Annotated in this window: 18 protein-coding genes; 9 read left to right on the forward strand and 9 right to left on the reverse strand. The window is 74.4% G+C overall.

The window, feature by feature from the left end:
* Positions 1 to 214: 214 nt before the first annotated feature.
* Positions 215 to 655, reverse strand: a complete 441-nt coding sequence (locus ACFVS6_RS32115; RefSeq protein WP_389709396.1) for a DUF6086 family protein — start codon at positions 653 to 655, stop codon at positions 215 to 217.
* Between the two features lie 248 nt (positions 656 to 903).
* Between ACFVS6_RS32115 and ACFVS6_RS32120 the strand changes: the two genes are divergently transcribed.
* Positions 904 to 2316 carry a lamin tail domain-containing protein gene (locus ACFVS6_RS32120; protein WP_389709398.1) on the forward strand — a complete coding sequence of 471 codons (1413 nt, stop codon included), beginning with the start codon at positions 904 to 906 and terminating at the stop codon, positions 2314 to 2316.
* 87 nt (positions 2317 to 2403) lie between these two features.
* Here ACFVS6_RS32120 and ACFVS6_RS32125 read toward each other — a convergent pair whose 3' ends face one another.
* Entirely contained in the window at positions 2404 to 3009 is a 606-nt protein-coding gene (locus ACFVS6_RS32125; protein ID WP_389709400.1) for a TetR/AcrR family transcriptional regulator, read from the reverse strand.
* Between the two features lie 151 nt (positions 3010 to 3160).
* Between ACFVS6_RS32125 and ACFVS6_RS32130 the strand changes: the two genes are divergently transcribed.
* On the forward strand, positions 3161 to 3619 hold the full coding sequence (locus tag ACFVS6_RS32130; protein WP_389709402.1) for a hypothetical protein: 459 nt from the start codon (positions 3161 to 3163) through the stop codon (positions 3617 to 3619).
* A gap of 115 nt (positions 3620 to 3734) precedes the next feature.
* Positions 3735 to 4643, forward strand: a complete 909-nt coding sequence (gene puuE / locus ACFVS6_RS32135) for an allantoinase PuuE (protein ID WP_389709404.1) — start codon at positions 3735 to 3737, stop codon at positions 4641 to 4643.
* A 141-nt stretch (positions 4644 to 4784) separates the two neighbouring features.
* Here the strand turns inward: puuE and ACFVS6_RS32140 are convergent, their stop codons facing one another.
* The 3 genes from ACFVS6_RS32140 to ACFVS6_RS32150 form a co-directional block, all read right to left on the reverse strand.
* Positions 4785 to 6221, reverse strand: a complete 1437-nt coding sequence (locus ACFVS6_RS32140; protein ID WP_389709406.1) for an MFS transporter — start codon at positions 6219 to 6221, stop codon at positions 4785 to 4787.
* Positions 6222 to 6513: 292 nt separating this feature from the next.
* A complete protein-coding gene (locus ACFVS6_RS32145) occupies positions 6514 to 7803 on the reverse strand; it encodes a cytochrome P450 (protein WP_389709408.1) in 1290 nt (429 codons plus the stop codon).
* Positions 7804 to 7885: 82 nt separating this feature from the next.
* Positions 7886 to 8062, reverse strand: a complete 177-nt coding sequence (locus ACFVS6_RS32150) for a hypothetical protein (protein WP_389709410.1) — start codon at positions 8060 to 8062, stop codon at positions 7886 to 7888.
* Between the two features lie 554 nt (positions 8063 to 8616).
* Between ACFVS6_RS32150 and ACFVS6_RS32155 the strand changes: the two genes are divergently transcribed.
* Together ACFVS6_RS32155 and ACFVS6_RS32160 are read left to right on the forward strand one after the other, a co-directional pair.
* Entirely contained in the window at positions 8617 to 9465 is an 849-nt protein-coding gene (locus ACFVS6_RS32155) for a hypothetical protein (protein WP_389709412.1), read from the forward strand.
* A 252-nt stretch (positions 9466 to 9717) separates the two neighbouring features.
* Positions 9718 to 11031, forward strand: coding sequence for an aspartate aminotransferase family protein (locus ACFVS6_RS32160; RefSeq protein ID WP_389709413.1), 1314 nt, complete (start codon positions 9718 to 9720; stop codon positions 11029 to 11031).
* A gap of 91 nt (positions 11032 to 11122) precedes the next feature.
* Here ACFVS6_RS32160 and ACFVS6_RS32165 read toward each other — a convergent pair whose 3' ends face one another.
* The 4 genes from ACFVS6_RS32165 to ACFVS6_RS32180 all read right to left on the reverse strand — a co-directional run bounded on the left by ACFVS6_RS32165 (position 11123) and on the right by ACFVS6_RS32180 (position 14928).
* A complete protein-coding gene (locus tag ACFVS6_RS32165) occupies positions 11123 to 12298 on the reverse strand; it encodes a YcaO-like family protein (protein ID WP_389709415.1) in 1176 nt (391 codons plus the stop codon).
* Positions 12299 to 12593: 295 nt separating this feature from the next.
* Positions 12594 to 13442 (reverse strand): ABC transporter permease, encoded by an 849-nt coding sequence (locus ACFVS6_RS32170; RefSeq protein ID WP_389709417.1) that lies wholly within the window; start codon positions 13440 to 13442, stop codon positions 12594 to 12596.
* Complete coding sequence (locus ACFVS6_RS32175) at positions 13439 to 14551, reverse strand: ATP-binding cassette domain-containing protein (protein ID WP_389709419.1); 1113 nt, start codon at positions 14549 to 14551, stop codon at positions 13439 to 13441. Before ACFVS6_RS32175 ends, ACFVS6_RS32170 begins: the two co-directional genes overlap by 4 nt.
* Positions 14552 to 14751: 200 nt before the next feature.
* Complete coding sequence (locus tag ACFVS6_RS32180; protein ID WP_389709421.1) at positions 14752 to 14928, reverse strand: hypothetical protein; 177 nt, start codon at positions 14926 to 14928, stop codon at positions 14752 to 14754.
* Positions 14929 to 15311: 383 nt separating this feature from the next.
* Here ACFVS6_RS32180 and ACFVS6_RS32185 point away from each other — a divergent pair, with 383 nt between their 5' ends.
* From ACFVS6_RS32185 to ACFVS6_RS32200, 4 genes are all read left to right on the forward strand, one after another.
* On the forward strand, positions 15312 to 16196 hold the full coding sequence (locus ACFVS6_RS32185) for a DUF692 family multinuclear iron-containing protein (protein ID WP_389709423.1): 885 nt from the start codon (positions 15312 to 15314) through the stop codon (positions 16194 to 16196).
* On the forward strand, positions 16193 to 16996 hold the full coding sequence (locus ACFVS6_RS32190) for a hypothetical protein (RefSeq protein WP_389709425.1): 804 nt from the start codon (positions 16193 to 16195) through the stop codon (positions 16994 to 16996). Before ACFVS6_RS32185 ends, ACFVS6_RS32190 begins: the two co-directional genes overlap by 4 nt.
* Positions 16997 to 17170: 174 nt before the next feature.
* On the forward strand, positions 17171 to 17707 hold the full coding sequence (locus ACFVS6_RS32195; RefSeq protein ID WP_389709427.1) for an NUDIX hydrolase family protein: 537 nt from the start codon (positions 17171 to 17173) through the stop codon (positions 17705 to 17707).
* A 277-nt stretch (positions 17708 to 17984) separates the two neighbouring features.
* Positions 17985 to 19340 carry a phytase gene (locus ACFVS6_RS32200; RefSeq protein WP_389709429.1) on the forward strand — a complete coding sequence of 452 codons (1356 nt, stop codon included), beginning with the start codon at positions 17985 to 17987 and terminating at the stop codon, positions 19338 to 19340.
* Positions 19341 to 19476: the final 136 nt, after the last annotated feature.

Here is a 19476-nt window from a genome sequence, read left to right on the forward strand (position 1 = left end):
GGGGGGCCCTTTTGTCGCCGCGGGGGCGCGGGGGTTTGCGGGGGGGGGGGGCCCCGCGGGCCCGGGCCACCCACCCGGCGGGTCCGGCCGGCCCGCCCCGCGACGGCAGTTCATCGTCAGGGGGGTCGCGCCCGGCGACCATCCCTCCCGCGGGGGCGTGCGGAGGCGCGCGGGCGCACGTTCGGGCGCACGGCGCGGGTCGACTCGGCGGGCGTCAGCGGGGCATGCGCCCTCCGAGTTCCCGCGCCCTCGCCCGCAGGCCGTCCGCCCAGGCCACGCCGTACACCGGGACGGACAATCCCGTACCGGCGGAAACCTGGACGTCCTGGAACGGGGGCTCGCACCCGGCGGCGAGGAGCGCCCAGTTCACCCGTATCCCGGCACGCTCCGCGAGGACCAGCACGGTCGCGGTGAATCCCTCCGAGAGGGCGAGCGCGATGGCGTGGCCCGTCCTGCGGTGCCGCGCCAGCAGGGCGTTGACGAAGACCTCCAGGAGTTCCGGGGTGATCTCGCTTTCGTCGTTCGCCAACTCACCGATGCCGGAAGGCAGATCGAGCTCCGCCTCGAACAGGGCGACGTGCCGTTGGAACAGGCGGGCGGCCCCGTTGGACGGGTTCCACAGGCAGTCGTCGCCCAGCAGGAACAATTGACTCATCGCCACCCCTTCGATCGATCATGAAGGGGCAACCTATCCGCCCCCACCACCCCCGTCTCCGGGGTTTCCCCGCGGGGACGGGCCGGGAGTGGCCGTGGACGGGTGGGCCGGGTGGCGCCGCCGCACGACGCGTTCCGTCGCCGTTCACGGTCCGCCCATGTCGCGTGGGGCGGTTGTTCGGTCCGGGCCGCGAACCTCGGGCGGTCCTGAGCTCACGAACGAGCTCCACGATCCCCGGGAAGTACACCGTGACCGCATCGCGCGCACCCCGCCGGCGCCGCACCCTCGCCCTCTGGCTCGCCGTCGCCCCGGCGCTGGCCGCCACCCTGACGGCCGCCCCCGCCCAGGCCGCGCCCGCCGACGACATCCGCATCAACGAGGTGGTGACGACGGGCGACGTCGACGACTCGATCGAGCTGTACAACAAGGGCGCCGCCGCTGTCGACGTCTCGGGCTGGATCCTCAAGGACGACGGCAACAGCTCGAAGTACAAGATCGCCTCCGGTACCACCCTGGCCCCCGGGGCGTTCCGTTCCTTCGACGTCCACTCCTCCTTCGGTCTCGGCTCGTCCGACAAGGCGCGGCTGTACCTGCCGGACGGCAGCACGCTCGTCGACGGCTTCACCTGGAGCAAGCACTCGGACCCGTCGTGGTCGCGCTGCCCCGACGGCACCGGAGCGTTCAAGGCCGCCTCCCTCACCCTCGGCGCCGCCAACTCCTGCGGCACCGGCGGCGGCCCCACCCCGGTGGCCTGGCCCGGCGGTTCCTCGGTGGCGACGGCCGACGCCTCCGGCGTGTTCGGTCAGGACCTGAGCGGACTCCAGCAGGACGGCGCCGTGATGTGGGGCGCCCAGAACTCCGGGAAGCTGTGGCGCCTGGTCCCGAACGGGTCCGGCGGCTGGACCCCCGACACCACCGGCGGCTGGTCCTCCGGCAAGTCCCTGCGGTTCCCCGGCGGCTCCGGGACGCCGGACGCCGAGGGCGTCACCGTCACCGGCGCGGGAGCCGCCGGCGGGGTGTACGTCGCCTCCGAGCGCAACGGCGACTCCTCCGGCACCAGCCGACTGTCCGTCCTGCGCTACGACGTGAGCGGTTCGACCGGCACCCTGACCGCCACCCGGGAGTGGAACCTGACGTCCGACCTGCCGCCCGTCGGGTCCAACCTCGACCTCGAAGCGGTCACCTGGGTCCCGGACGACCAGCTGACCGGCGCCGGCTTCAAGGACGCCTCGACCGGGGCGGCGTACGATCCCGCCCGCTACGGCGCCCACACCGGCGGCGTGTTCTTCGTCGGCGTCGAGGGCACCGGCATGATCTACGGCTACGTCCTCGCCGAGTCGGGGGGCCACACCCGTGTCGCGGCCCTCAACAGCGGCATGTCCGGGGTGATGGAACTGCAGTGGGAGCCGCAGGCCTCGCGCCTGTGGGCCGTCTGCGACGACACCTGCTCCGGCCGACACAGCGCCCTGCGGGTCGACGCCTCCGGCGCCTTCGCCACCGTCGCCGTCCACGACCGTCCCACCGGCATGCCGAACCTCAACAACGAGGGCTTCGCCATCGCCCCGGCCGCCGAATGCGTCGCCGGAACCAAGCCCGTCTACTGGTCCGACGACAGCAACACGGGTGGTCACGCCCTGCGCAGGGGCACCATCGGCTGCTGATCCGGCCCGGTCAACGGCCCGGGACGGCGGACCACCCGTCCTCCCGGGCCGGCCGGGAGGACGGCGCGCGGCGGCCCGGCGGCGACCTCACCGGTCGAGGTCGGGACCCTGGTCGGCACCTCCGACGGCGCCGATGCCCGCGATCAGCACGTCGAGGCCGCGCTTGACGCGGTCCGCCTCCCAGCCGCGCTCGGTGCGCTGGAAGTCGAAGAGGCCGGGCGTGTAGGCCATGAGGAGCAGGTCGGCCAGGTAGGCGGCGTCCACCGCGGGAGCGAGTTCCCCGACCATGCCCGCGATCTGCTCGTGGTGGCGACGGAACGGGGCGCTGCGGTAGCGGCCCGCCGGCGCGCTCGCCTCGGCCAGCAGCAGCAGCTCCCGGTTCGCGTCGACGAGTTCGACCAGGCCGTGCAGGAAGGCGCGCAGGCGGTCGGCGGCCGACGGGGCGGCGTCGCCCCCGCAGTACCGCGCGAACGCCTCCTGGAAGCCGGTCTCGTTGTCCTCGATGAGCGCGTAGACCAGCCCCGCCCGGTTGTGGAAGCGCCGGTAGACGGTACCGACCCCGACGCCGGCCTCCTTGGCCACGGCGTCGAGGGACAGGTCGGCGGAGCCGTCCGTCGCGAGCAGGTGCCGGGTGGCGTCGAGGATGCGCAGGCGGTTGCGGGCGGCGTCGGCGCGTTCGGTGGGGGCGGTCATGTGGAGGAGCGTAACGGACGGAGCGGAGAGCTCTCCGGTTAACCCTTGAAAAACGGAGGGTTCTCCGCTTAGAGTTGCGTCGAACCAACCGGAGACCTCTCCGGTTGAGGATCGAGCTCCGCCACGCCCCGCTCACAAGGAGATCGCCGTCATGACCACCGGACCCGGCACGACCACCGCTCCCCTCCTCAACGGCCGGATCATCGGCATCACCTACCACGCGATAGCCGCCGTGCGGGACGAACTGCTCGCCTCCCGCGGCCTGACCTTCCACCAGTCCGTGGCGCTCAAGGCCGTCGCCGACGGGCTCGACCGGGCGGCTGTCGTCGAGCACGTGACCTCGACGCTCAAGGTCGACGCGTCGCGGGCGCACGCCCTGCTCGACGAACTCGTCACCTGCGGGCTGCTCACCGGCGTCCGACCGGCCCTCACGGACCGGGGCGAAGGCCTCCACCGGGGCTTCACCGACGCCGTCGCCGGACTGACCGAGCGACTGTACGGCGACCTCCCGGCGGCCGAACGCGAGATCGCCGCCCGCGCGCTCGCCCATGTCACCGCCAGGGCGAACGCCGAGCTCGCCGCACTCGCCGGCCCCTCCGCGCGGGCCTGAGGCCGCCCCGCGGGCCTGAGGCCGCCCCGTGGGCCGGGAGCCACGACGACCGGTACGCCCCGGGCAGCGGCGTGGCCCCTCCCGCCGGCTCGGGGGCGACGGTAAGTTGCCGCCCGTGTCCGAGCATCCCCGCGACCTCGTCGGCTACGGCGCCGAGCCGCCGCACGCGGCCTGGCCCGGTGGCGCCCGCGTCGCCGTCAGCCTGGTCCTCAACTACGAGGAGGGCGGAGAGCGGAACGTCCTGGAGGGCGATCCCACCTCCGAGGGCTTCCTCCACGAACTCGTGGGCTCGCCGCCCGTCGTCGGCGGGCGCGATCTGAACGTCGAGTCGCTGTTCGCCTACGGCTCCCGCGCCGGATTCTGGCGCGTCCACCGCACGCTCGTCGCGCACGGCGTGCCGCTCACCGTCCACGCCGTGGCGCAGGCGCTGGAACGCAACCCGGACGCCGCGCGGGCGATGGCCGCCGCCGGCTGGGAGGTCGCGAGCCACGGCCGGCGCTGGATCGACTACCGCCATGTGCCTGAGGCCGTCGAGCGCGCCGACATCGCACACTCGGTCGCGACGATCGAGCGGCTCGTGGGCCGCCGGCCCGTCGGCTGGTACACCGGCCGGACGAGCCCGCACACGCGGCGGCTCGTCGTCGAGGAGGGCGGGTTCCTCTACGACTCCGACGACTACTCGGACGACCTGCCCTTCTACGTGGAGGCGGCCGGGCGCGAGCAGCTCGTGGTGCCGTACAGCCTCGACGCGAACGACTTCAAGTTCCTGATCGTCCACGGCTTCACCACCGCCGACGACATGCTCGCCTACCTCATCGACACCTTCGACGCGCTGCACGCGGAGGGCGCCGACCGCCCGCGCATGATGAGCGTCGGCATGCACTGTCGGATCATCGGCAGGCCCGGTCGCATCCGGGCGCTCGACGGCTTCCTCCAGCACGTCGCGCGGCGCGGCGGGGCATGGGTCGCCACGCGCGAGCAGATCGCACGGCACTGGCTGGCCACCCATCCTCCGGCCCCCTGAGCACGCCGGACCGGCCCTTCCGGGGCCTGCCGGGCCCTGACCGTCAGGACCCGAAGGGGGACGGCCGCACCGTTCCCCCGGTCGGACGGGAGGAACGGCGCGGTGGGCGGGTGGGACGTCGCTTCAGCTGCGTGCGGCGGGTCAGGCCTCGGCGACGGCTCGGTGGGACCATGCGGGCCGGCGGGCGGAACGCGTGAACGCCGACACCGGGACCGGCGTGGTCGCGGCCGGGAACAGGGGCGTCGCGCGGTGACGGGCGGCGGCGACGAAGGCCGTGACCGCGAGCCCGGCGCAGCCCGCGCCGGCCAGCCAGAACGCCGTCCGCGGGCCCAGCGCCTGCGCGAGGACGCCGGTCAGGGGGGCGCCGATGGCCGCCGACCCGAGGGTGAACAGCATGCCCAGCCCGGCCGCCCGGCCCTGGAGGGCGGGGCCGGCGCCCAGCTGGAGGGCCGTGCTCGCCGTCGTGGTGAAGCACAGGGCAGCCGCTCCCAGGGGCACCAGGACGATGCCGAACGCCTGCAGGGACGGGGCGAATCCGGCGGCCGTCTGGAGGGCCGCCAGCGCCAGGGCGCTCACCGCCAGGACCCTGATCGGACAGGCGCGCAGCCGTGAGGCGAGCAGGGCGCCGCCGAGGGCGCCGACCGCCAACATCGTGCTCAGCAGGCCGAAGGACTGCGGTGCGGCGCCGAAGCCGGTGGTTGCCAGCGCCGGGAGCAGGACGGCGAAGTTCAGCCCCACCAGACCCATGAGTCCGCTCAGCATGAGGATGCAACGCAGCTTCGGGTGGGCGGCCACCTCACGGATGCCTCCCGGCGCCCGGCTCCCGACCGCGGCGACGGCCCCGTCGCGCGCGGGCGACGCCGTGGCGTCGCGACGCGCCGACGCGGGCAGGGAGCGACCGCCGGCCGGGGCGCCCCCGCGGCTCCCGGAGGACCGGACGGCGAGCAGGGTGGCCGCGCACAGGACCGTCAGGCCCGCGCAGAACAGGAACGTCCAGCCGATGCCCAGGCAGGCGATGACGAGTCCGGCGAGGGCGGGGCCGACGATCCGGGCGAGCTGGAAACCGGCCGCGGACAGGCCCGTGGCGCTCCGGCGGGCGTCCTGGGCGACGAGCTGGGGGATGAAGGCCTGACGCGTGGGGCCCTCCAGGGCCGATACCAGGCCGAGCAGCCCGGCCAGGACGCAGACCGACCACATCCGGGCGGTTCCGGTCAGTACCAGCACGGTCATGGCGAGCGCCAGCGTCGCGCTGAACGCGTTGCACATGAGCATCAGGGGGCGCCGACGGTATCGGTCGGCGACCGAGCCGCCCCACAGGCCGCACAGCAGGGCCGGCAGGCACTGCACGGTCACGACCAGTCCGACCGCGGCGACGCTTCCGGTGAGCTGCAGCACCAGCCAGTCCTGCGCGGTGCGCTGCACCCAGGTGCCGGTACCGGCCACGGACTGGGAGAGGAGGAACAGCCGGAAGTCGCGGAAGGCGAGTGCGCCCTTGCCCGCGGCGGCGGTGCGCAGGTCCCGGGAGGGTCCGGCGAGGGCGGTGATCAGGCTGCGGAGGGTGCTGCGGAAGGTGCACATGGCACGGACGCTCCTGGGCGGGGTGGGGTCGTGGCGTCCGCGCCGGTGGTGACGGCTGCGCGCATCCCGGTCGGCGGGGTGCGGGCGGTTTCCGCCGGTGGCGGGCGACGCCGTCCGCGGATCCGGTGGCCCTGCGCGTGGGTCGGGCCTGCTCTCCTGCGGACTCCTTCGACCATAGGAAGGGACCCGGCCCGACGGGTTCCCCCAGGAGGACCTCGGGCAGGATGAACCCCTCGTCGATCGGACGGCCCGGGCGGAAGGGACCGGCCGGTCCCACGACCGGCCGGCGGTGTCAGGGGCGGGGGCGGACGCCGTCGCAGGCGATGTCGAGCCGGCGCGGGCCCCGCAGTACGGCGTTGCGGCGGTAGGGCGGCGGATCGGCGAGCAGGCGGGGGCTCTCCAGGCGCGTGGCGAGACGGGTCAGCGCGATCTGCGCCTCCAGTCGGGCCAGGGGGGCGCCGAAGCAGCTGTGGATCCCGCTGCCCAGGCCCAGGTGGGTCAGGTCCGCGCGGTCGGGATCGAAGCGCTCAGGCCGGTCGAAGCGCTCCGGGTCGCGGTTTCCCGCGGCGAGGACGAGCCAGATCGACGCGCCGCGGGGGATGGTGGTGCCGCGGACCTCGATGTCGGTGAGCGGGGTGCGCTGCGGGAGCAGCTGGACCGGCGGCTCGTAGCGCAGCAGTTCCTCGACCAGGGGCGCCGCGTATCCGGGGTTCTCGCGCAGCCGGTCGAGGGCCTCCGGGTGGCGGAGCAGGGTGAGCGTCCCGTTGGCGATGAGGTTGACCGTCGTCTCGTGTCCGGCGATGAGCAACAGGGCGGCGGTGGTGAGGAGTTCGATGGTGCTCAGGGGGCCGTCGGGGCCGGTGGCGGCGGCGAGTCGCGAGAGCATGTCGTCGCCGGGCTTGTGGCGTCGTTCGTCGATGAGCTCGGCGAGGTAACCGCCGAGCGCGAGCCGCGCGTCACGGGAGGCGTGCTGACGCCGCGCGGGGTCGGGGTCGTCCGGATCGGGGTCCAGACTCGCGGCGATGGTGTCCGCCCAGGTGTGGAAGCGCGCCTCGTCCTCGCGGGGGACACCCAGCAGACGGCAGATCACGGTCACGGGGAACGGGTACGCGAACTGGCTCACCACGTCGATGTGCCCCGGGTCCCCCTGCGCGTCGATCCGGTCGATGAGGTCGTCGACCGAGGCCTCCAACTCGGGGCGCATGTCGTGCACCCGGTGCGGTGTGTGCGGCGGACCGAACTGCCGCATGGTGGCGCGGCGCAGCCGGTCGTGCTCGGGCGGATCCAGCCGCAGGAAGCTGGGCGGGAGTTGACCGGATCCGGCTCCCGCCGGGTCCTCTGGGGCGTTCGCGGATCCGCCCTCGGCCTCGGCCAGCGGGTCGGTGGCCGTGGTGGCGAGGTTGCGGGATTCCGAGCTGATCCGGGGGTCGTGGAGCAGGGCCTGGATGTCCCGGAAGGAACTGATCACGTACGGGCCGTCGGCCTCCTGGTAGACGGGGGTGGGGCGCAGCCGCTCGTAGAGCGGGTACGGGTCGGCACGGTTCTCGTAGTCGAGGATGCGGTGCAGGAGGTTCTGGCTCACGGGGTACTGCCCTTCGGTGGGGGACGCGCCGTGCCCGGGCCGCTCCGCGCACGATGCGGAGCGGCCCGGCGGGCTTCCTGGTTCAGGCCGTGCGACGCGGGCCCTCGGCGCTGTTCTTGGCGGCGCAGCCGCAGCTGGGGCTGTAGCAGAGCCGCTTGTCGCCGCCGTGGGAGCGGCGGCCGGGGCGCAGTTCGAGGGTGAGGGGGAGCGCGGCGGTCGGTGCGGGCGACCGGCTGGGGGTGTGGGCGGAGGCGTTCATCGCGGGCTCCTTCGGAGGAGGGCCGGCGTCCGGTGGGACGCCGGAATCCACGCTAGGGAGGCGCCCCGGGGGCGTTTGTCCTCCGGACGGTCCGTCGCGGGACGACACCTCGCGCGCTCCCCGGTTCCCAGGTCCCGACCGGGGAGCGACCCCGCGCGCGTACGGCCGCGGCGGCGTCCCCCGGGGGTCCGTCGGGTCGACCGTTCGCAGGACACCGGGCCGGACGGCGGCGTGCTGAGCTGGTCCGTGGCCGCGGGCCCGGGCCGTACGGGCCCGTAGGGCAGCGCGTACGGCGGCGTCCCACGCCGAATTCCCCGAAAGGCGGCAGCCATGACCGAACACCTCCTGTTCCCCCACGGTTTCGGGGGCGCCGCGTCCGGCGCCGGCCGGACGGTCGGCCCCGTTCGACGGGGACCCGCCGGTCGCGGTCCGGTCGAGGGCCCGCGTTTGGGACCAGCACGCGTACCCGCGTCCGGGCCCCGGCCGCGGGTACGCCCCCACACGGGCGCGGAACTACGCTCCGGCACGCCGGGGACGCGGGCGGGGGCGGCGGTATGAGCGTGCAGGCCGCGTTCGCGGCGCTGCTGGCCGCCCCCGGCCGACTGTGCCCGGAGTTGCGGCGGCACCCGGACCGGCTGGCCGCCCGGTACGGCCTGTCCCAGCAGGAGGTCGGGATCCTCGCGGGCGTACCGCAGGCGGCGTACGAGGCGATGGCGCGCGAGGTGAGCGCGAAGGCGCGCGTCGTGCTGGGGGTGGCGCTGCCGCAGACGGTCCGGGAGGCGGAGCGGCACCACGAGGCCGCCCTGGAGGCCTACCTGTCCGGCACGGTACGGACGGCGGACGGCGACCATCCGTTGGACGCGGCCCGGGAGGGCCGCCTGTTCCTCGCCTCCGCGGTCGGACGGTTCCCGGCCGACCTGTTGGACTTCGCCCGGCTGGAGCTCTGCCAGTACGAACTCCTGCAGGACCGGGTGGCGGCTTCCGCCGCACGGCGCTGGGACGAGATCGCCCTGCGGGAGGCGGCCGCCCTGCAACGGGCTCCGGAGCGGGTTCTCCGGGGGTACCCGATGGCTCCGGCCACGGTGCGCGTCGAGGTGTTCGACCACGACGTGACCGCTGCGGGGGCGCCGGCGGAGGTCCCCGCCGGCCGCACGGTGGTGTTGCTGCACCGCACGTGGGACGCGCCGGTCCTGACGTACCGCGTGGGGGCGGGCACGGCCCTGCTGATGCGGTTGTGTGACGGCAGCAGGACCGGTGAGGAGGTCATCGAGGCTGCGGACGTCTCCCGGGACGCGGGCGCCGAGACGTTGGGCACCCTGGCGGCGGCGGGACTGGTCGTCGTCGCGGACCCGTGGGGGCTCGGGGCGGAGGTCCACATCCCGGGTCCCGCCGGATCCGCCTGAGCGGACGGTTCCGGGCCCCGGGCGCGGGCGGCTCGGCGGTGCGGACCGGCCCCGGTTCGGGTCGTCCGCCGGTTCACGTCGTCCGTCGGATCCCTCGAACGCATGACCTGGGCCCGTGGGGCGGGTGCCTACGGTGAAGGCGTTCCGCACCACGCCACGCCAGGAGGCACCCATGCTGCCGGACCGTACTCCCCGAGCTCCGACCCACCGCGGCGGACCTCCGACCCACCGCTCCCCCGTCGGAGGCGGGTCGTGACCGCCCCGGCCCCGGTCCACGACACCGGGTACCCGGTCCTCCTGCCCAACGCGATCGTCGGCAGCTCCCCCGCCGCCCGGCTGTGCCTGGTGCGGGGCAAGGGCGCGGTGCTGTGGGACAGCGCGGGGCGGGCGCTGATCGACACGCTCGCGGGCCTCGGGCAGTGCGCCGTCGGCTACGGTCGGGAGGAGTTGGCCGAGGCGGCCGCGGCCCAGATGCGCGAGCTGTCCGCGTACCCGCTGCACGCGGGTCCGGTCAACGAACCGGCGCTGCTGCTGGCCCGCCGGCTGGCGGCCCTGTCCCCCGCGGCCGGCAGCCGGATCAGTTACACCGGCTCGGGCAGCGAGGGCGTCGAAACGGCGCTGAAGCTCGCGCGGCTCGCGCACTTCCACCACAGCGGTCAGCAGCGGCCGTTCGTCCTGGCCCTGGAGGGCTCCTACCACGGCGCCACGGCGGGGGCGCTGGCCGTCACCGTCCGGGCGGACCTGCACCAGGGGCTCGGCCCGCCGTCACGGCACACCGTACGGCTGACCCGGCCGGACCCCCGCGCACTGGGCCCGGACGCGGTCCCGATGCTGATCTGCGAGCTGGAACGGGCGATCGAACGGGTGGGACCCGGGCTGATCAGCGCGTTCATCGGCGAACCCGTCATGGGGGTCGCGGGCTGCGTCGTCCCGCCGCCCGGCTATTGGGCGGAGGTCCGTCGGGTGCTGGACGCGCACGGCATCCTGCTGATCGCCGACGAGGTGGCCACCGGGTACGGCCGGACCGGTGACTGGTTCGCCTCACCCCGGTTCGGGATCCAGCCCGACATCGTCGTGACCGCGAAGGCCCTGACCAGCGGATACCTGCCGATGGGCGCCGTACTGGTCGGGCGCGGGGTCCTCGACATGCTGGACGGGTTCCCCCTGCGGCACGGCTTCACCGCGAGCGGGCACGCCACCGGCGCGGCCGTCGCCCTGGCCAACCTGGACGTCATCGAACGCGAGGGGCTCGCCGGGCGAGCCGCCGAGACGGGCTCCCGGATGCTCGAAGCCCTGCGGCCCCTGGAGCAGTTGCCCTGGGTGCGGGAGGTGCGCGGCTGCGGCCTGATGATCGCCGTGGACTTCGGCGGCGATCCCGCCGTGGTGGAACGGGCGCGGGCCATCCCCGGCCGGGCCGCCGAGGCCGGTGTGCTGATCCCGCACGCCGCGGGCATGATCAAGCTGACTCCGCCGCTGGTCCTCACCGACGCGCAGGCGGAGCAGATCGTGGACGTGGTCACCGCGGAGGTCCGCCGCCTGGGCTCCGCCTCCCCGGCGGGCGGCTGACGGAGCAACGGCCCCGCCTGTGCTTCTGCCCCCCGCGGAAAACCGTGGGGGGCAGAAGCACAGGCGGGGGGTACACGCGGGGGGGGGGACCTCACCCGGCCGCCTTCCGACCGGCGCGCACGCGGCGGGAGGCCGGTACCGCCGCGACCGGGGGCGGCTGAGTGCGCCGCGCCCCCGGCCGGCCGGGGGTGCGCGGTGCGACGAGCAGGGTGTGGGCGAGTTCCAGCCCGGCGGGAAGGTCGGTGAGCGTCGCGACGCGCAGCGACATGCCCTGCTCGGCGAGCAGGTCCACGATGCGCCGCAGGTGTGCGGCCGGGGAGCCGGGTGCGCCGGCGGGGACGAAGGGCACCGATTCCCACCGCTCGCCCTTCGAACCGGCCCGGCCCGATCCGGCCCGCCCGCCGCCGGGCAGGACGGCCGACCAGGGCGGAAGGGCGCCGGCGCGCACGGTGGTCATGTGCGCGGCGTCGGCCGAGACGACCGTCGGATGGCGCCCCCAGGCCGTGCCCACCGGCACCGTGTCCTCCAGCAGTTCCCGGCAGGCCCGGCGCACGGCGAACGCCGGCGACAGGGAGGTGCCGATCCCGAGGCGCGGCAACCGACCCGGGGCGGTCCTGGCGTACGCCAGGAAGACGGGTACCGGGGCGTCGATCGGGACGATGCCCACCGCGGCACCGATCCGGTTCCCCGTCCGGTGCACGACGTCGGCCAGGCCGGGAGGGAGCGTCGACAGGTCCAGCACCGGCACCGGCGCGAGACCCGCGTACGGGCCGTACGGGACGGCATCGGCCAGGAAACGGGCCACCGCCATCCGTTCCACGGCCTCGTTCACGGCGTGCAGGAGCGCCTCCGTGTCGGTGCAGCCCATTCCGGTGCCGCCGACCGCTGCGACGTCCGGGCCGTGCGCGACGCCGCCGGTCGACACGTCGGCGCGCCGGCCCAGTCTCCGTCGTCCGGCGGTGTGGCGCTCCAGCGCCTCCAGCAGCGCACCGGCCCGCGCGGTTTCCGTGCTTCCGGCGCCCAGCCCGCGGCCGGCGACGCTGCCGTCGGTGTGGCGCAGGGTGCAGGCGAACACGGTGGGATCGCCGCCGAAGCAGAGCATGTCCGCGTGGAGCCCGAGGAGGTGCGCGCAGCGCAGGCCCCGGGCCTCGGCCTCGACGGCGTCGACGGTCCGTTCACCGCCGTCGGGCGGCAGGCCGTGGCGGCGCGGTCGGAGGCCGGCGAGCGGTGGCACGGCGGCGAGGCGGGTGGTGGGGAGCGTGGACATGGTGAGACCTCCGCGGTCGGGCCCGAAGACCGGTGTGTGCCGGGGCTGTTGCCCCCTTCGAGTGGAGCCCTCGGGGGCCGGGCCGGCCGTCGTCCGTTCGGTCCGTATCCGGGTCGGTCCCGGTCGCGGCGCACCGCCCGCCGACAACGGCGATCGGCAGCGCGCCTCAGCAGCAGCGGCGATCGGCAGCGCACCCCAGCAGCAGCGGCCATCGACAAGGGCCGCCCGAACCGACGGTCGACGGCAGCCGCAGCGGCCGTCGACCGCGAGGGGGGGCGCGGACGGAGTGGGGAGGTCAGCCGCGTCGGAACAGGCGGGCCGCCGCCCACAGCATGAGCAGACCCGCGGAAAGGACGAGCAGGAGTTCCATCCAGACCGGCACCCGGTAGCTGCCCCAGGTGACCCCTGGAGCGGCGGCCGTCGCGCCCGCGGCGGCGAACACCGCCCTGCGCAGCGGGTCCACCCCGTACGCGAGCGGGTCGAAGCGGGTGACGACGGACAACCAGCCGGGCAGGCGCGACAGCGGGAAGAGCGCGCCGGACAGGAAGAACAGGGGTTGCACCACCATCTGAGTGAACGCCATGAAGGATTGGACGGAGCGCATGCGGGCGGCGACGAGCACTCCGAGGCAGGAGAACGTGAAGCCGAGCAGGGCCATCTCGCCCAGCAGCGTCAGCATCAGCTTCGGGCTGTACGGCACACCGACCGCTCCGGCGAGGGCCAGCACGATCGTGCCCTGGATCAGGGCGGTGGTCGCCCCGCCCAGACATTTGCCGGTGACGATGGCCGTTCGACTGACCGGCGCCACCAGCATCTCGCGCAGGAAGCCGAACTCCCGGTCCCACACGATGGAAGCGGCCGCCCCGATCGACGCGAAGACCACCGGCATGGCGAGGGCACCGGGGTAGAGGAAGGTCTGGTACGGCATCCCGTACACGGGCCGGGTCAGCGATCCCAGGCCGGCGCCCAGGGCGAAGAGGAACAGCATCGGCTGGAGCAGGGCCGTCGCGACCCGGACCGGTTCGGCGACCAGGCGGAGCATGTCGCGGTGCCATACGACACGGACCGTGCGCAGGTGTCCGCGCAGGCCCAGTCCGGGTGCGGCGAGCGTGAGGGGGGCGCCGACGAGCCCGACGGCGGTCATCGCGTCCTCCGGCTGCGCTCGGCCTGTGCCGCCCGGGCGGCCCCGGGGGGCCGGCGCGGCCCGGAGCGGGCATCGGGGGCGGAGCCGTCCTCCGGCTGTCCGCCGCGATCGGTCCAGGCGAGGAACACGTCGTCGAGCGAGGGGCGGGAGACCTCCATCGAGCTGACCGGGACACCCAGCCCGCAGGCGAGTCCGGGCAGGAAGCTCGGCCCGTCCGGGACCAGGACCACCACGGCGCCGTCGTCCAGGGCGTGCCCGCGCAACCCGAAGCGCTCTTCGAGCGCGGCCAGTGCCGCAGCGGTGTCGGGCGTGGTGAACCGCACCCGGTCCGCGCCGCGTTCGGCCTTCAGTTCCGCCGGGGTGCCCAGGGCGGCGATCCGCCCGTGGTCCATGATCGCGACGCGGTCGCAGACCTCGGCCTCGTCCAGGTAGTGCGTGGTCATGAAGATCGTGACGCCCTCGGTGCGCCGCAGGTCGCGGATGCAGGTCCACAGGTGGCGGCGCGTCTGCGGGTCGAGGCCGACGGTGGGTTCGTCGAGGAACAGCACGCGCGGCGCGTGGAGCAGTCCGCGGGCGATCTCCAGACGCCGCTGCATGCCGCCGGAGAGCGTCTTGACCTTGCTGCCGCGCCGGTCGGTCAGGCCCACCAGGCCCAACACCCGGTCGACGCGCGGGCCGATGGCCGTGCGCGGGACCCCGTACATCTGGGCGTGGAAGCGGAGGTTGCGTTCCACGGTGAGTTGCGAGTCGAGGGTGGACTCCTGGAACACCAGGCCGATCTGTCGGCGGGTCACCGCCCTCTCACGGACGACGTCGTGACCGGCGACGGTGGCGCTGCCGCCCGTGGGCTCGATGAGCGTGCACAGCATGCCGATGGTCGTGGACTTGCCGGCCCCGTTGGGTCCGAGGAAGCCGAAGATCTCACCGGCGTGCACCCGCAGGTCGACACCGCGGACGGCGGCGATGTCGCCGTACGTCTTGGTCAGGCCGCGAGCCTCCACGGCCGGTACGGGATCCAGGACGGCAGCGGCGGGGGTGGGGGCCGGATCCGTGGTGCGCGCGCGGGCGGCGCCGGCCTTCGTCGGGCGGAACGGCGGTGCGGTGATCACGACGTGGCTCCTCGGGTCCTCGGTGCCGGTGGCTGTTCTCGACGGTATTCAGGGCGCCGCCGCGACCTCGTCGTCCGGCTGGACGAGCGGGTGGACGAGCGGGTGGACGACGTCAGGTGCGGGGCGTGCGGGAACGGCGACGGGCAAGGTGGGAGGGCGGCGGGACGCGGGGTCCCACCGCCCTCCGGGGGCGGGCTCGCTCAACGGCGCGGCCGGGTGGTCGCCGAGCGGGCCGGGGTCTCGGCCGGAACAACGGTCAGGCAGTCCACGCAGCTCTGCTGGCAGGCCTGGGAGGGTGCTCCGGCCGCAGCCGGGAGCAGGGCGAACCCGAACGCCGTCGCGGTGGTGGGACGGGCTCCTGCGGTCTTGGTGGTCATGGTGTGCTCCGATCGGAATGGGTGTCCTTCGTTCCGGCTCCGGGCCCGGCACGCTGTCGTCCGGAACCCCACCGCTGCCCGGGGACCCGGTGGCCCACCGGCAGCGGCGTCCACCACGCTAGGAACCCCGGGGGCGGGCGACTGTCCTCCCATGGGACGACCCGGGGGGACGAACCGGGGAGGGCGAAGCGGGAGGGCGGACGAACCTGTCTCCCCCGGGCTCCGATCTCCGGTCCCTCGGCCAGTCCGTCCCCCGCCGGTCGCCGCCCGGTCGCGCCGTCCGTCCCCCCGCTCCACCGTTCGCAGGACGGATCCGGCGGGCCCGGCTGCCTAGCCTCGGTTCAGGAGCACCGGCAGACCGCCGCCACGCCTGAGGAGTCACCATGCCCGCACACCTGCCCCGTCTCGGTTCCGGACTCGGATACCGAAAGGAGCTCGCCTCGGATGTCGCCGCCGCCGGCGAGGCCATCGACTGGCTCGAAGTGATCACCGAGCACTACCTCTTCGCTCCGCCCGACGTGCGCGAGTCCCTGGGCGAACTGCGGCGCGGGCGTCCCCTCGTCCCGCACGGGCTGGAGTTGTCGCTGGGGTCGCCGGAGGAGCCAGATCCGCATTACGTCCAGGCACTGGCCGCCCTCGTCGAGGAGATCGACGCCCCGTGGTTCAGCGACCACATCTGCTTCACCCGCGCCGGCGGGGTCTCCGTGGGCACCCTGACGCCCCTGCCGCGCAGTCGGGGTGTCGCCCGTGACTTCGCCCGCCGCGCACAGGGGGTGCAGGCCGCCGTGGGCGTGCCGTTGATCCTGGAGAACATCACCTACCACCTCGACCTGCCGCACCCGCTGACCGAGGCCGAGTTCCTCACGGAGCTGATGGAGCACTGCGACTGCGGGCTGCTCCTCGACCTGACGAACCTCGACATCAACTCCCGCAACCACCATTACGACGTCGGGGAGTTCCTCGACACGATCCCGCTGGAGCGGGTGGTGCAGGTGCACCTCGCGGGTGGCATCGAAAGTGTGGACGGCACGGCACGGGACACCCACAGCGCACCCGTGCCGGAACAGGTGTGGCAGCTCCTCGCCGAACTCGCCGGCCGGACCGATCTCAAGGCCACCCTGGTGGAACGGGACCAGGACTTCCCCGACGACTTCTCGGAACTCACCGCCGAGATCGACCGCGCCCGACGGACGGCCCGGTTCGGGGCGCCGCGTCGGACGACCGGACAAGCTGCCGGACGGCCCGCCGGACGGGCGGCCGGGCGATGACCGTCGTCGACGTACTGGCGGCCCTGCTGACCGGCGCCCCGCTCACCGTGGCCGAGCTGCGGGCGGACCCCGAGGGGCTGCGCCGCCGGTACGGCCTCAGCGCGGAGGACCTGGCGCTGATCAGCCGTGTTCCGGACGCCGCGTACGCCAGGGTCGCCGGGGACGTCGCCGAGAAGCACCGGGTGGTGATCGCACTCGCCCTGCCCGGAACCGTCACGGAGGTCCTCGCCCGGCACCGGGCGGTACTGCTGGAGTACGTCAGCGGCACCGTCCGGCCCGCCCACCCGGACGACCCCGTCGGAGCGGTGCGTTCCGCGACGGCGTTCCTGGAATTCGCGGAGGGACGGCTCCCGTCGGGCCTGCTGGCGTTCGGCCGCTTCGAACTGGAGCGGTACCGGCTCGGCCTGGACGAGGTGGCGGTGCAGGCGGCACGCCACTGGTACGAGACCGGGCGGCAGCAGGTCGCCGCGCTCGACGCCGAGGCGGTCGAGCGCGGGGTGCCGGTGGTGCCGGCGACCGTCGTCGTCATCGACCTCGACCACGACGTGACCGCGCCCGGCGCACCCGGTACGGTCCCCTCCGTTCCCGTCTCGGTGGCCCTCCAACGGACGTGGCAGGAGCCGGTCCGGGCGTTCCGGCTCGACTCCGGCACCAGGGAACTGCTGCGGAAGTGTGACGGCACCCGCACCGGGGAGCAGGCGGCCTCGGCGGCCGGCGCCGGTCCGCAGGAGGGCGGCGCGGCGCTGCTGGCGCTGGCCCGCTCCGGCCTGCTGGTGATGGCGAGGAACCCGGTGCGCTGAGACCGCGCCGCGTCGACCGCCACCGTACGCCGGTCCGTTCGGGACCGACGGGTACCGCGTACGGGTTTCTCCCCGTCAGAACCGAACGCGACAGCGGCCGCCCGCACTCGAACGGCCTTGCGCGAACCGGCCCCGATTACTGCGGGCGCTCCACCAGGAACGTATGCTCAAGCAATGTCTGACACGACCGAAACCACACCCGGCTGGCTGACCTCCGACGAACTGGAAACAGCCCGGACCCGGATGCCCATCCTGTACGTGGAGGCCGTGCCCGTACGAGTGGACGACAGCGGCGAAGTGACCAGCATCGGGCTGCTGCTGCGCATGGGTCCTGCCGGGACGGTCAGCCGGACCCTGGTGTCCGGCCGCGTCCTGCACCACGAGCGGGTGCGTGACGCGCTGCTGAGGCATTTGGAGAAGGATCTCGGCCCGGTCGCCCTGCCCCGGATCCCCTCCTCCCTCCAGCCCTTCACCGTTGCCGAGTACTTCCCCACCGTCGGCGTCACCTCGTACCACGACCCGCGCCAGCACGCGGTGTCCCTCGCCTACATCGTCCCGGTGACCGGCGACTGCCGCCCCCGCCAGGACGCGCTGGACCTCGTCTGGTTCAGTCCCCAGGAGGCGGCCTCCGAAGCGGTGCAGAGCGAGATGCCCGGCGGACACGGGGTTCTGCTGAAGCAGGCCCTCGCCCACGTGGGCCACACGTACTGAGAACCGGCGGACGGAAACCACGGCGGCACGGGAGCAGCCGTGGTTTCCGGCGCACGGTCAGGCGCACGGGCGGCGCGGGGCGCGGTGCGGAGACGGTGAGCGAGCCGTGCGGGGGCGGTCCGGGGAGGCAGGGGCACGCCCTGTTCACCAGAGGCACGTCATGTTCATGTCGTGCTCGGTTGTGCGTCGCCCGGTGACGGCGAGTCCGTAACGCGGGGGCTCAAGTCTTCAGCCGCCATTGCCCCGCACGTGTCCGACCGACCACTGGAGACGCCTGGTGGAACTTCACCGCTTCGACCGCCCGCGCCGCACTCGCCACGGACGCCCTGCTCGTCCCGTCGCGGCGGCGCTCGCCCTGACCGCGGCGTTCGCCGTCCTCGCCGGTCTCACCGGGGCCGCCCCCGCCGCGGCGCACGGGCGCGGGAAGCACCCGTTGCCCGCCGTCACGCCGGTGGCGGAGACCGCCACGTTGTTCGACGACGCGGAGGGCGGCAACGCCAACGCGGACGACCCCGCCATCTGGCGCAACAACGCCGACCCCGACCGCAGTCTCGTCATCGCCACGGCCAAGGAGGGCGGACTGCGCGCCTACGACCTCGGGGCGCGCCAGGTGCAGGCGCTGCCCGCGCCGAACGGACCGGGCCCCGACGACGCACCGGGGCGGTTCAACAACGTCGACCTGGTCCACCGGATGCGCCTGTCCACGGGGCGGGCGGATCTCGCCGTCGTCACGGACCGCGGAAACGACCGGCTCCGCTTCTACCGCATCGACCGCGACCGGCCCGGTGGCCCGCTGACCGACGTCACCGCGCCGGCCGTTCCTCCCGTCTTCTCCACGTCGCAGGACGACATCAACGACCAACGGACCGCGTACGGCCTGGCGACCTGGACGGACCGAGCCACCGGCCGCGTCCACGCCCTGGTCAGCCGCCGACACGAGACCCGCGTCGCCCTCCTGGAACTGACGGCCTCCCCCGGCGGCACGGTCGGGTACCGGCTGGTGCGCACCCTGGACCTGCCCTCCTCCTTCCGGCTGCCGAACGGCGGTTCCTGGAGCCCCTGCGCCGAACCGGGCGAGCGGCCGCAGGTCGAGGGCATGGTCGTCGACCCGGCGAACGGCACCCTGTACGCGGGCCAGGAGGACGTCGGCATCTGGCGGATGCGTGCCGATCTGACGTCGGCGCCGGTGCTGGTCGACCGCGTCCGCGAGTACGGTGTGCCGGCCGTGTACGACGAGGAGACCGAGGAGTGCGCGCCGGGCGCCGACCCCGGCTTCGGTGGGCGCCGGCTGTCCGCGGACGTGGAGGGGCTGACCATCGTCGACGAGGGGGACGGTGACGGCCTCCTCATGGTGTCGAGCCAGGGCGACGACACCTTCGCCTTCTACGACCGTGAGCGCGAGGACGGGCACGAGTACGAGGGCGGCGTACGCGTCACCGCCCGCTCCCGCGACCTCGACGGCTCGGAGGAGTGCGACGGCGCCGCGGCCCTGAACCAGCCCCTCGGCCGCGCGTTCCCCCGCGGCCTGCTCGTCGTCCAGGACGGTCACGACAGCCCCGAGGACGGTCCGCGCACCGCCACGGGCTTCAAGTTCGTAGACCTGGGTGAGGTGTTGGGCGCCCTGGACGACTGACCGGACGTCCGAACGCCGGGGCGGCGCGAGGCGGACGGGAGTTCGACGACAGGTCCTAGGTGTATTGACCCGCTGTGGCGCACGACACGGCAGGCGCGGGGAACTCCCCCGGTCCGCGGCCCGACTTCTGACCGCA

This window comes from Streptomyces sp. NPDC057939 (assembly GCF_042887545.1).
Lineage (GTDB): Bacteria > Actinomycetota > Actinomycetes > Streptomycetales > Streptomycetaceae > Streptomyces.